A 12,385-nucleotide genomic window follows, 5' to 3' on the forward strand; every position below is an offset into this window, starting at 1 on the left:
GCATTAATGTAAGCAAGCCAGTCTAAGTTACGTTGTCTGACAACAAACAACAAATGGTAAAAATTATTAATGAGTCGTAGCGTCATGCAAATTACTCAGTGGTGAGGTGTTCGGCGTTGGAGCATTAATTTTGGTTTGATGATAAATATACCCAAAATCATGCGAATTGATTGTAGGCGGTAAGCGATATCATCCCCAGCATAATGCCATCGAAACCATCAAGGTTGTTACCGACAGTAAACAGGGAAATCTCCATACCGATGGCAACATCCAGCGTGGTTTTATACCCGTCGCCAATGAAGCTGCAGCGGTGTTGACTACACTCGTTCACCCGAATCACTTACCCATGTAAGATCATCGGGATTCTCTCGTTTGCCTCCTACCTGCAACTTCATTGAACTTGGATATAGACACATCAATTCCCACACAGAGTGGATTTGGCAGACTCATTATTACCCCATTGCTTATACGAAATGAGGTCGGACAGGACAACTGTTCAGGGTTCAAATGCGTTGCTCAATTGATCAGCTATCAGTCGGGGAACGGGCTTTAAACCCAAGGAGCAAACAAACACATAAACTGTGCCAAAACTAGGGGCTGTTGATCTTTCGTGGTGGATTATTAGGCGGCATGAAGGACTGGTATAATTAACCTGAGATCTGGTTAAGCCGTCATCAGCACCATCATTTCGGGATGGCTCAACTTGATTGATGGCTTATCTTCTTTGAAACAGTACGCGACCAGTCCGCATACCATATTCAGCATAAAACCATGCAAACTCCTGTGTCGTGTATGCTCTATTTGTGAGATGTTTTTTAGTTGGTCATTGATAGTCTCAATGATAAAGCGCTTTGATAACATTGCCTTATCCCACGCGGATTGCGCTTTCGCTTTCATATTGTTACGTACACCCGTGATAAAATTTACACCTTCAGAAGCTAATTCTGCCGCCAAAGCCTGGCTAATATAGCCCTTGTCTCCATACAATTGGCCCGTTAAGCCTTCCGCCAATTCCTTCACAGGGACCCGGTCGTCAACGTTGGCTGTGGTCAGCTTGGCGGCCACCATTTCACCTAAGTAGTTGACAATAATGTGTAATTTGAAACCGTAAAACCAACCCATCGTCCCTTTTCCCCGTTTGGCTACTCCATCGAAGACCTTATTGCGTGGGATACGAATGTTGTGACAAACCTTGATGCTGGTCGAGTCGATAAATTCAATCCCCGTCGGTTGTCCTTTAATCGATGTAAAATAGCTACATAAGGGCACCATGACCGATGACATGACGCCTAAAAAGCGGGTGTAACTGAGGAGTTCCGGAAAATCCTGACGGTGGTACATTCAAATGATCCCCAGATAAAAACTCTTGAAATTCCTGTGGTTTGACATATGAAAAGCAATAAGGATGGTCATTATCTCGCTGGGACTCATGCGGGAAGAACGCCGCCGTTTGCGACTACCGTTCTCCAGGCACTGCTGTTCCCATAATGGGATGAAGACCCTGCAAAAATCATCGACATCACAGAAGAGTTCTACTAGGGGCTGTTGATCTTTCGTGGTGGATTATTAGGCGGCATGAAGGACTGGTATAATTACTTTCGCCAAAAACTAACCACGACAGCCCAACATGCCAAGAACGATATTAACAGATGAATACTGGTCAAAGCTAATCCGCTTAATGCTGAGAACGGGTCGCGTCTATGACAAGCCAGAACATAGAAATACTTTAGAAGGGATTTTGTATCAAATGCGGGTTGGCTGCCCTTGGCGTGATGTTCCAGCCGCTTTTGGACATTGGAGTGCCATCTACCGGCGGTTTAACTTGTGGTCAAAGAAAGGCATTCTTATGCAACTCTTTGTCGAGCTTAGGCAATTGGCTGATTTAGAATGGGAATTTATAGAAGGTAGCATTGTTAAAGCCCATCAACATGCGACAGGCGCTTGCTCTGAGGGCAAAGAGTCTATAGGAAAAAGCCGTGGTGGCAACACGACGAAAATCCATATGGCTGTTGATAGTTGTGGCTTACCGATAGATTTCATTGTCACGGGCGGTGAAGTTCATGACAGTAAAGCTACTCCGGAATTACTTGATAGGTTGCCAGATGCAGAGCATGTTATTGCAGATCGGGGGTATGACAGTGAGAAAATCCGTGAGCAGGTTCGGCAGAAAAGGGGAATACCGACCATACCCCGCAAACGGAACTCAAAGATTGGGAATGGCGATATTGACTGGTGTTTGTACAAATATCGCCACCTTGTAGAGAATGCCTTTGCCAGGTTAAAGCATTACCGCTCAGTAGCCACAAGATACGATAAGTTAGCCCGAAATTACGCAAGTACAGTAGCTTTGGCTTGTTGCCTCATGTGGCTGCCAATGTGGGTTGGCTGAATGATGAACAGCAAAGATCAACAAGCCCTAATTAACTTCATATTTCCCCTGTTTTAAGATAAAAAGAGTATAGATAACCATGTGATAGATAACTATGTGACTGGTGCGTTCAAGTCCGCCTGAAGCAGACTTGAACGCTGTTTTCAGTTGCCCTGATACGGGCACAAGCCTCCTGAATGAGGCGTGTAACTATAGCCAACACCCAAGTAGTATGAAGGGTATCAATACCAGGGAATGATAATGACACTCTATAGGATTAAGCCTGCCTTTCAGGCCTTGTTACGTCCAATAATGTATTGTCTGGAAAAACATCATGTAACAGCCAACCAGGTCACACTGGCCGCGATGGTGCTCTCATTTCTGGTTGGCGGAATACTGATGCTATTTCCGCAACCTGGTCTGTTTTATCTGCTTCCGATTGTGTTATTTATCCGTATGGCGCTCAATGCACTGGATGGCATGTTAGCCCGGGAGTGCAACCAGAAAAGCCGCCTCGGGGCGATACTGAATGAAATAGGTGATGTCCTTTCTGATGTTGCCTTATATCTGCCTTTTATCTTTCTCGCAAACAGTAACGCACCGCTGGTACTGGTGATGTTATTCATCATGGTGTTAACCGAATTTTGTGGAATTCTGGTACAAACCATTAACGGGACACGTAACTATGCTGGGCCACTGGGTAAAAGTGACCGGGCGTTGATGTTTGGTTCCTGGGGTTTGGTGCTGGCTATCTGGCCGCAACTGGTTAGCTGGAACAATCTGGTGTGGGGCATAGCAACGTTATTACTGGTCTGGACGGTCATCAATCGCTGCCGTAGCGCCTTGGTAGAGGAGCCGCAATAATGTTGCTGGAAAAATCCCTGGCCGTTATTTTTGCCCTGTTACTGATCGCTACCCTCATTAATGGGCTGTTGGTCTGGTTGCGCCCAGAGAAAAACTGGCGTGAATTAACGCTGCGCATCCGTACCTGGTGGGTCATTATCATCTTGTTTTCCCTGGCGATGATCAGCCCCCACTGGCTGGCATTGACTTTTTTCGCGCTGGTCAGTTTTATAGCGTTGAAGGAATATTTGACCCTGATTCCCTCCCGATATTCTGACCGGATGCCCATATTGTGGATGTTTATCGCCATTCCCATCAACTATTGGCTGATTGGCGCTAACTGGTATGGCATGTTCATTGTGTTTATTCCGGTCTATGTCTTTTTATTCCTTCCCGCTCGCATGGTGATTTCTGGCGATACGCATAGCTTTCTAAGCAGTGTGTCGCAGTTACACTGGGGCCTGATGACTACGGTCTTTGCCTTCAGTCATGTGGCCTTTTTGCTGGTTCTCCCTGCCAATGGCCAGCAAACAGGGGCCCTTTTGGTGCTATTTCTGGTCGGTCTGACAGAATTTAACGACATTACACAGTATCTGTGGGGCAAATCTCTGGGGCGGATTAAAGTCACGCCGAAAGTCAGCCCAAATAAAACCCTGGCTGGCTTGCTCGGTGGCATCGCCAGCACCACGTTGGCGGCGGTATTGCTTGGCCCGCTACTCACCCCATTAAGCTGGAATATGGCGCTGCTGGCCGGGTTGATTATTGGTGTGACGGGGTTCTGCGGTGATATTGTGATGTCAGCAATCAAACGCGATATCGGTGTAAAAGATAGCGGAACACTGCTCCCTGGCCATGGCGGTATTCTTGACCGCTTGGACTCCCTGATCTTCACCGCCCCGGTTTTCTTCCACTTTATTCGTTACTTCTATTACTGACATTATGGTGAAAAAACTTCTCAAAACACTATTTTCACTCTGTATCGTCTGGCCGGTAATTTGGTTATGGCTTGGGCTACGAGTAAAACACCCACAACGACTGCCCAAACAAGGGCCGGCGATTATCGTGGCAAATCATAACAGCCATATGGATGCGTTTACGCTGTTATCACTGTTCTCAATTCATCAACAACACAATGTCCACCCGGTGGCCGCTGCAGACTATTTTCTGCGTAACCGCTGGTTGGCGTGGTTTACGCTTAATATTCTCAATATTATCCCGGTCTCGCGCCAAGGAGGGGAAACCAATCCACTGGCACTTTGTGAACAAGCATTACGCGACAATAAGATTCTGATCTTGTTTCCTGAAGGTAGCCGTGGTGAACCAGGAAAATTGGCACCACTAAAATCAGGGCTGTGGCATCTTAGCCAAAGTCTGCCGGAGGTACCGATTATCCCCATCTGGCTGAAAGGGACAGAACAGGTTATGGCAAAAGGCAACCGCATTCCTTTGCCGTTGTTTATTGATGTCAATGTAGGTGAGCCACTGTACTCTCACCCGGATAAGAGCCAGTTTAAGGAAGCGCTATTACAGCGTTTATTACAACTCCGGCAGGAGACTCAAGGAAATGAATCCCATGATTAATACCCGTACGCCAGACGAAAAGTGTTTTCTGACCAGCGACCAGACTGAACTGTTTTATCGCCACTGGCCAGCGCAGGAAAACGGCGAAATAAATAAAATCATCGTTTTGTTCCATCGCGGCCATGAGCACTCTGGGCGTATGCAACACATTGTTGATGAATTAGCTATGCCGGATAGCGCATTCTATGCTTGGGATGCACGGGGACATGGGCGTTCGCCAGGTCAACGCGGTTACAGCCCATCGCTGACCCGCTCAGTACAGGATATGGATGAATTTGTTCGCTTTGTTGCTACCGAAAATAATGTGCCCCTGGAGAATATTACCGTGGTAGCACAAAGCGTTGGGGCGGTACTGGCTGCGACCTGGGTACACGACTATGCGCCAGCCATTCGCGGCTTGGTGCTGGCATCACCCGCGTTTAAGGTTAAGTTGTATGTACCGTTTGCACGTAGCGGGCTGGCACTTTTGCACCGTTTGCGCGGGTTGTTTTTCGTCAACTCTTACGTCAAAGGCAAATACCTGACACACGACCCCGAGCGGGTAGCCAGCTTTGATCATGATCCTTTAGTTACCCGGCCAATCGCCGTCAATATATTGCTTGATCTCTACCGTACTGCGGAACGCGTAGTACGCGACGCCGCTGCAATTACCCTACCAGTACAGTTACTGATTTCCGGCAATGACCATGTTGTCCACCGCAAGCCGCAATTGGATTTCTACCAGGGGTTACGCAGCCAATTAAAAGAATTGCACATCCTCCCTGGTTTTTATCATGACACGCTCGGTGAGCGGGATCGCCACATCGCATTCGACAAAATGCGCAGTTTTATCGACACCCTGTACGCCTTGCCACCGCAACGCTTCGATTACAGTAATGAAGACCGCTGGAGCCCAAGTGCTGATACTTGGCGAATGCTCAGTGGCGGCCCGGTTCCCTATTCTCTCGATGATGTGGCTTATCGCGCAATGCGTTATGGCATGAAAATGCTGGGTACCCAGTCAACTGGCGTGAAGTTAGGGTTTGAGACTGGTTTTGATTCCGGTAGCACCCTGGATTATGTCTATCGTAACCAACCACAAGGAAGTAACTGGCTAGGTCGGCAAATCGATAAGAACTACCTCAATAGCATTGGTTGGCAAGGGATCCGTCAGCGTAAACTTCATCTGCAGCAACTTATCCAACAAGCAGTAGCGCAGTTGGCCACACAAGGGACGCCAGTGCGTGTAGTGGATGTTGCCGCCGGGCATGGTCGCTATGTGTTGGATGCGTTGGCGAGTGAACCCCTCGTCAGTCATATTCTCCTGCGTGATTACAGTGAACTGAATGTCGAGAAAGGACAGGAAATGATCGCTTCACGCGGCATGGAAGATAAGGCCCATTTTGAACGTGGTGACGCTTTTAACCGCGATGAACTGGCTGCATTAACGCCACGCCCAACGCTGGGTATCGTTTCTGGGCTTTACGAGCTATTTCCTGAAAATACACTGGTACGTAATTCGTTAGCTGGGTTGGCAGAGGCCATTGAACCCGGGGGGATATTGATCTACACCGGGCAACCGTGGCATCCGCAGTTAAAAACCATCGCCTGGTCCCTCACCAGCCATAAAGATGGTAAGGCGTGGGTAATGCGTGTACGTACCCAAGGGGAAATGGATGCCTTGGTGCAAGAAGCCGGTTTTGATAAATGTGCCCAGTTAATTGATCAGTGGGGGATTTTTACTGTTTCACTGGCGGTGCGTCGCTAAGCATGAGCAGTTCTGTAACTCGCCGTACTATTATTATTCACGGGATAGGCTGGCTGCTGTTGCTGGCCCCCCTTTTTTTCCTCACCTATGGTCAGGTAAACCAGTTTACCGCTGGCAGGGGTGATGTGGGCAGCCTGGTGTTTGACTGGGAGAAGCATATTCCCTTTATTCCGCTGACCATAATTCCCTATTGGAGCCTTGATATATTCTACGGGTTGTCGCTATTTATCTGTACAACACTCAGTGAACAGCGACGCTTGGTCTACCGGTTAGCATTAGCCCCTCTGGTGGCCTGTATCGGTTTTTTACTCTTTCCGCTGAAATTTTCCTTCACCAGACCGCCAATTTCTGGTGCTGCCGGTTGGTTGTTCGAACAATTGGAGCAATTTGATTTACCCTATAATCAATCACCTTCTCTGCATATTATTTTTTGCTGGTTACTCTGGCGCCACTTCAGCCGCCACCTTGGCGGCCACGGGCACCGGATTTTTACCGCATGGTTTCTGCTTATCGCACTCTCCGTTGTGACGACTTGGCAGCACCATTTCATCGACGTTATCACTGGGTTGATCGCGGGTATGGTGATTGACTGGCTGGTACCAGAACAGGGGCAATGGCGTTGGCAGCGCCCAGATAGCCGCCGCTGGAAATTAACCAGACGCTATTTGTTCGGTTCACTCATAGCCATAGCAGCAAGTTTTTATCTGCCGTGGCTGTGGTGGCCAGCCATAGCGTTGATGATTGTCACGCTGGGATATGCCGGGTTTGGCGTCACCGTGTTGCAAAAAAATGAACAAGGAAAACTCACCCCTGCCGCCTACTGGTTACTGATGCCCTGGCGGTTGGGGATGTTTATTTCTCTACGCTATTACACCCGCCGTTTGCCTGCGGTTAGCCCGCTCACGGATGAGGTGTTCCTGGGCTCTTACCCCCGTAACCAGCCATTACAACGGGCAGTGTTGGATGTTACCAGTGAGTTTCCCCGAGCGCGCAACATAACCGGAGTCGCCTATTATTGTGTACCGATGTTGGATTTGGTCAACCCGCAAGCGAGCCAACTCCGTGAGGCGGTTCTCATGCTGGAACAGTTGCAGCGTACACAAGGTAGCGTGCTTATCCATTGTGCATTAGGCTTGTCACGCAGTGCTTTAGTGGCAGCCGCCTGGCTACTCTATAAACAACCGTCACTCACGGTAATGGAAGCCGTCGCCTATATTCGGCAGAAGCGGCCGCAGGTAGTCTTAAACGCTCAACATCTGGAGCTGTTAGAACAATGGCGAATGAACATCAGGAAATAACAGCAACCGAACAACTAACCACCGTGTTGCTTGAACGAACTCTGCTGAGCTGGCGTTTTTTGCTGTTGATGGTGGTACCACCATTACTATGGGTTATTTTTGCTGCATCACCCGGATTGATGCGGGCAGGGGTGTCGTTGCTGAGTGGTGTATGTATTTATGGCTGCTGGCGCCTATGGTTGGATGTCGGTTATTTAACACAGTTCAACGAGGCGCAGAATCAACAAGCCGGGAAAGCGCTGGCATTGATTTGGCAACGGCAACGGTTAACCCAACTGACATTCCCGCAACGTCAACATGGTGCGTTATGCCAACTCAAGCGCACCATGTTAATCACGGCGTTATTGTGGGTTCTCTGGTTGTTCGCTTTGATTCTCTACTGAACGTTGGCTAAGTAGTGAACCCTGTAAGCATTGCTGGGTGAATCTATTAACCATAGGCAACAACAGACAACTACAGGCCTTAAATAATCGGCTGTTGCCTAACGTTTCTCTGTGATAACAAAGATTAATTTTTACCCGGTGCTTTTATAAAAAATTTTCACCCGCTATTCTGTTAATCATTACTCATTTAGACAAGCCAAAGGTATTCCTATGTCTTTTCGTCTCACGACCCAAAAGGTGCTGTTTGCGAGTTCGCTGATTATGTCAGGTTATGTACTCACCGCCAACGCAGAAGATCCGGCAACCACAGTACAAACACCTCCCTCAGTACCATCAGCAACGCTGCCAGCATCGACAGACGGAGCTCCCTCTGCACAAACAACAAACAACACTAAAGCAGCAGAGGCAGAACCCGCAGCCACCCCCACGTCAACAGGCCCAAGCCTAACTGAACAGCCTAAAATGTCGAATGAAAAAGAGACAGATGAAAAAGAGACAAAACAAGAGGTAAAAGAGAACCTGGCGACTTCAACTAATGTGAATGCGGCGACACCAGAAAGTACGACCACGCCAGAAAATATCACTACGCCGAAAAATATAACTTCACCAGAAAATATAACTACGCCACAACAAAAAGAGACAGTGGCTGTTCCAACCGAAACAACAGCAACCGAAACAACGACAGCAGAAACAACAGAAGACACCAAAACACCCGATGTAGCGCCTGCGGCAAAGCCATCACCCGCCTTTCCATCCATAACTGAGCAACCAAAAGAGTTGGATAAAAAAGAGATACAAGCGGGTGAAGCCGCTGCAACTAGCGCGAGTTCGGCAACAGCAGAAAGTACATCCGTGTCTGAGAATATTGCGACAGCAGAAAAAAAAGAGGCCGTGACGACTACGCCAACAGTAGCAAAAGAATTTAAATTAGATAGCGAAGAGCAAAAACGTGCTTATGCCAGTGGTATCGCATTAGGGCACTATATTGAAGCGCAAATTGCTCAACAAAAAGAACTCCATATAACGCTTGATAAAAATATAATGTTAGCGGGTGTCGCTGATGCCTTCAACAATCAGGAAAAAATGAGTGAGAAAGAAGTACGCGACACGTTACTCATTCTTGACGAGCAGATAAACGTCTTAGCAGAAGATAAAAATAATAAAAGAATTGCTGCAGATAAAACCTGGATGGAGCAATTTGCACAGCGTGAAGGGGTCAAGAAAAACAAACAAGGGTTGCTTTACTTGATAATCAATAAAGGGAGCGGTCCAGCACTGCAAAGTACCGATGTTGTTGAGTTAAGTTTTAAAGGTACCTTGATTGATGGCACTGTGGTTGATGGCCCTAAAGTTGATAACTCGTACCAAGTATTTAAAGTAGATAATATACCGCCACTGCTGCGTGATAGCGTGAAACTTATTCGTAAAGGGGGAGAGATTCAGGTCGCGATCCCACCTTCAGCGATAAAAGTTCCGGATGGATCTAAAAAACCTGAGTTTGTGGTTATCTACACTATTTCTGTTATTGATGTAAATAAACCGCAATAGCGATTTATCCCCCAGCAGTTATTCGAACTGCTGGGGTTAGTGATTACCAGATTCTGCGCGATCCCTACGTTTTAATCTTCAAGTTCACGCAACTGTTATTCAAATTGGAGCACGATCGATCTGCGTCAAAGCTTGGTTAATGGCAAATATCTTTCCATTAACCTGGGGAATACCAAAATTGCGAAGCCGCTCGCTATGCATCGCCAGATAGGCCTCAGCACTGGAAATATTGGCGAACAAGTAGATGCCACCCGCTTCTTGGGTGGCCTGGTTTTCAGTCCAGATCTTCCAAATCAACCCCGGTTCTTCGGCAATAGAGTGGGCTAACCCCTCCATCGCTTGCGCCATTTCCTGCCCCCAAGGGCCATGGTAGGGAAAATCAACTTGCAGTATGTAGCTCATAAAAAACTCCTTTTTCATTGCATTATCAGTGAAGAATAATGCGTTCTGATAAACATCACTTGAGCTTAATCATAAAAAAATCCGGTTTGCCTTTGGGGCATAACCGGATTTATTCAGTTCACAACTTTATGGTCATCCTGCAACTAAAATGATTACTCAACAGTAACCGATTTCGCCAGGTTGCGCGGCTGATCCACATCTGTACCTTTAATCAATGCCACATGATAGGACAACAGTTGTAGCGGAACCGTGTAGAAGATTGGCGCGACAATTTCTTCAACATGAGGCAATGGGATAATGGTCATGCCTTCACTACTGACAAAACCGGCATCCTGATCGGCGAACACATAAAGCTGACCGCCACGCGCACGGACCTCTTCAATGTTGGATTTGAGTTTTTCCAGCAATTCATTGTTTGGCGCCACCACAATCACAGGCATATCCGCATCGATCAACGCTAATGGACCGTGCTTCAGTTCACCGGCAGCATAGGCTTCCGCATGAATATAGGAGATCTCTTTCAGCTTAAGCGCACCCTCCATGGCGATCGGGTATTGATCACCACGGCCTAAAAACAGGGCGTGATTTTTGTCAGAGAAACCTTCTGCCAATGCCTCAATTTTTTTGTCCAGCGACAGCATCTGTTCTATACGCGCAGGCAACGCTTGCAAACCATGCACAATCTCATGCTCTACGCTCTCTGGCATCCCCTTCAGATGGCCAATACGCGCCACCAGCATCAACAACACCGCAAGCTGGGTGGTAAAGGCTTTGGTGGATGCCACACCGATTTCAACGCCTGCTTTCGTCATCAGCGCCAGATCGGATTCACGAACCAGAGAAGAACCTGCCACATTACACACCGCCAAAGAACCCAGATATCCCAGTTCTTTAGACAGGCGTAGAGCCGCCAATGTATCAGCGGTTTCACCGGATTGGGACAGGGTAATCAGTAAGCTACCTGGGCGCACCGCAGATTTGCGGTAGCGGAATTCGGAGGCGATCTCTACATCGCAAGAGACACCGGCCAGCGACTCGAACCAATAACGCGCTACCATACCCGAATGATAAGAAGTGCCACAGGCAATAATCTGTACATGCTGTACTTTTGCCAGCAATTCATCACTCTTTGGCCCTAATTCACTCAGATTGATCTGCCCATGGCTAAAACGCCCTTCCAGGGTGTTTTTCAATGCCATTGGCTGCTCAAAAATCTCTTTCTGCATGTAATGACGATATATGCCTTTGTCACCGGCATCGTATTGCACCTGAGATTCAATCTCCGGGCGCTTAATTTCATCACCTTGTTTATCAAAAATAGTGACAGTACGGCGAGTCACAGCCACTACATCTCCCTCTTCCAGGAAGATAAAACGGCGGGTTACCGGTAGCAATGCCAGTTGGTCGGAAGCAATAAAGTTCTCGCCAACACCAAGGCCAATGACCAATGGGCTACCAGAACGGGCAGCAATCAACTCGCTGGGGTCACGGCTATCCATCACCACCATGCCATAAGCACCACGCAACTGTGGGATCACCCGCTGAACCACTTCACATAGTGTCCCACCCAGTTTCTGCTCCCAATGAACCAAGTGAGTAATCACTTCAGTATCGGTTTCAGAGCTGAAATGGTAACCACGCTCAATCAATAATTCACGCAACGGTTCGTGGTTTTCAATAATGCCGTTATGCACTACGGTGATGTAATCTGATACATGAGGATGCGCATTCGCTTCTGATGGTTCACCGTGGGTAGCCCAACGGGTGTGAGCAATACCGGTTCCCCCATGCAGAGGATGTTGGTTTGCTGCTTCCGCCAGTTTTTGTACTTTGCCGACACGACGCAAACGGCTGACATGACCTTCGCTATCCACTACCGCCAAGCCAGCAGAGTCATATCCACGGTATTCCAAACGACGTAAACCTTCTAACAGAATTTCTGCTATATCGCGCTGCGCTACTGCACCTACAATTCCACACATATTTTGTATTCCTGATTAAGTGCCTTTCAGGGCACTTGCGATGCCTTGACCTGATTTTGCCGGTTTTTTACCGTGCGCCCCGAGCCTGTAGATGGTGGGGTTATTATGTTTTGTACTGACCTCTGTAGAAGAGCCCAATACAAAACACACTGGTTAATCGGTACTGATTTATCCACTCAGTCACACTCGCCTGAATGCTAACAATATAAGGTTGGCATTCAGGCGCGAGGTAG

11 protein-coding genes and 1 pseudogene are annotated in these 12,385 nt (G+C 47.8%); 8 read left to right on the plus strand and 4 right to left on the minus strand.

What is annotated here, in order from left to right:
• Positions 1–157: 157 nt before the first annotated feature.
• Complete coding sequence (locus IO95_RS25760) at positions 158–331, minus strand: hypothetical protein (protein WP_160165614.1); 174 nt, start codon at positions 329–331, stop codon at positions 158–160.
• Between the two features lie 332 nt (positions 332–663).
• Positions 664–1,494, minus strand: a pseudogene (locus tag IO95_RS23205) (IS982 family transposase).
• 133 nt (positions 1,495–1,627) lie between these two features.
• Here IO95_RS23205 and IO95_RS23210 point away from each other — a divergent pair.
• From IO95_RS23210 to IO95_RS23245, 8 genes are all read left to right on the plus strand, one after another.
• Positions 1,628–2,389, plus strand: coding sequence for an IS5 family transposase (locus tag IO95_RS23210; RefSeq protein WP_037384869.1), 762 nt, complete (start codon positions 1,628–1,630; stop codon positions 2,387–2,389).
• A gap of 240 nt (positions 2,390–2,629) precedes the next feature.
• A complete protein-coding gene (locus IO95_RS23215; RefSeq protein WP_023491148.1) occupies positions 2,630–3,232 on the plus strand; it encodes a CDP-alcohol phosphatidyltransferase family protein in 603 nt (200 codons plus the stop codon).
• The gene (locus tag IO95_RS23220; RefSeq protein WP_023491147.1) at positions 3,232–4,146 is read left to right on the plus strand and encodes a phosphatidate cytidylyltransferase; all 915 of its coding nucleotides are present in this window, start codon (positions 3,232–3,234) and stop codon (positions 4,144–4,146) included. Before IO95_RS23215 ends, IO95_RS23220 begins: the two co-directional genes overlap by 1 nt.
• Positions 4,147–4,150: 4 nt before the next feature.
• Positions 4,151–4,792, plus strand: a complete 642-nt coding sequence (locus tag IO95_RS23225; RefSeq protein ID WP_023491146.1) for a 1-acyl-sn-glycerol-3-phosphate acyltransferase — start codon at positions 4,151–4,153, stop codon at positions 4,790–4,792.
• Entirely contained in the window at positions 4,785–6,539 is a 1,755-nt protein-coding gene (locus IO95_RS23230) for a bifunctional alpha/beta hydrolase/class I SAM-dependent methyltransferase (protein WP_037384872.1), read from the plus strand. The genes IO95_RS23225 and IO95_RS23230 overlap by 8 nt, the downstream gene beginning before the upstream one ends.
• A gap of 2 nt (positions 6,540–6,541) precedes the next feature.
• Complete coding sequence (locus IO95_RS23235; protein ID WP_023491144.1) at positions 6,542–7,837, plus strand: phosphatase PAP2/dual specificity phosphatase family protein; 1,296 nt, start codon at positions 6,542–6,544, stop codon at positions 7,835–7,837.
• Complete coding sequence (locus IO95_RS23240; RefSeq protein ID WP_037384875.1) at positions 7,813–8,220, plus strand: hypothetical protein; 408 nt, start codon at positions 7,813–7,815, stop codon at positions 8,218–8,220. Before IO95_RS23235 ends, IO95_RS23240 begins: the two co-directional genes overlap by 25 nt.
• Before the next feature lie 210 nt (positions 8,221–8,430).
• Positions 8,431–9,768, plus strand: a complete 1,338-nt coding sequence (locus IO95_RS23245) for an FKBP-type peptidyl-prolyl cis-trans isomerase N-terminal domain-containing protein (RefSeq protein ID WP_037384878.1) — start codon at positions 8,431–8,433, stop codon at positions 9,766–9,768.
• A gap of 99 nt (positions 9,769–9,867) precedes the next feature.
• Here the strand turns inward: IO95_RS23245 and IO95_RS23250 are convergent, their stop codons facing one another.
• Positions 9,868–10,170: a monooxygenase gene (locus IO95_RS23250; protein ID WP_023492580.1), complete on the minus strand. Its 303-nt coding sequence runs from the start codon at positions 10,168–10,170 to the stop codon at positions 9,868–9,870.
• 152 nt (positions 10,171–10,322) lie between these two features.
• A complete protein-coding gene (gene glmS / locus IO95_RS23255) occupies positions 10,323–12,152 on the minus strand; it encodes a glutamine--fructose-6-phosphate transaminase (isomerizing) (RefSeq protein WP_023492579.1) in 1,830 nt (609 codons plus the stop codon).
• Positions 12,153–12,385 lie beyond the last annotated feature (233 nt).

The sequence above is a fragment of the Serratia sp. DD3 genome, assembly GCF_000496755.2.

Excerpts from the sequence above, each read along its gene's own strand:
- IO95_RS23210 (WP_037384869.1), top strand. The coding sequence starts at position 1,628 with ATGCCAAGAACGATATTAACAGATGAATACTGGTCAAAGCTAATCCGC.
- IO95_RS23215 (WP_023491148.1), top strand. The coding sequence starts at position 2,630 with ATGACACTCTATAGGATTAAGCCTGCCTTTCAGGCCTTGTTACGTCCA.
- IO95_RS23220 (WP_023491147.1), top strand. The coding sequence starts at position 3,232 with ATGTTGCTGGAAAAATCCCTGGCCGTTATTTTTGCCCTGTTACTGATC.
- IO95_RS23225 (WP_023491146.1), top strand. The coding sequence starts at position 4,151 with ATGGTGAAAAAACTTCTCAAAACACTATTTTCACTCTGTATCGTCTGG.
- IO95_RS23230 (WP_037384872.1), top strand. The coding sequence starts at position 4,785 with ATGATTAATACCCGTACGCCAGACGAAAAGTGTTTTCTGACCAGCGAC.
- IO95_RS23235 (WP_023491144.1), top strand. The coding sequence starts at position 6,542 with ATGAGCAGTTCTGTAACTCGCCGTACTATTATTATTCACGGGATAGGC.
- IO95_RS23240 (WP_037384875.1), top strand. The coding sequence starts at position 7,813 with ATGGCGAATGAACATCAGGAAATAACAGCAACCGAACAACTAACCACC.
- IO95_RS23245 (WP_037384878.1), top strand. The coding sequence starts at position 8,431 with ATGTCTTTTCGTCTCACGACCCAAAAGGTGCTGTTTGCGAGTTCGCTG.
- IO95_RS23250 (WP_023492580.1), bottom strand. The coding sequence starts at position 10,170 with ATGAGCTACATACTGCAAGTTGATTTTCCCTACCATGGCCCTTGGGGG.
- glmS (WP_023492579.1), bottom strand. The coding sequence starts at position 12,152 with ATGTGTGGAATTGTAGGTGCAGTAGCGCAGCGCGATATAGCAGAAATT.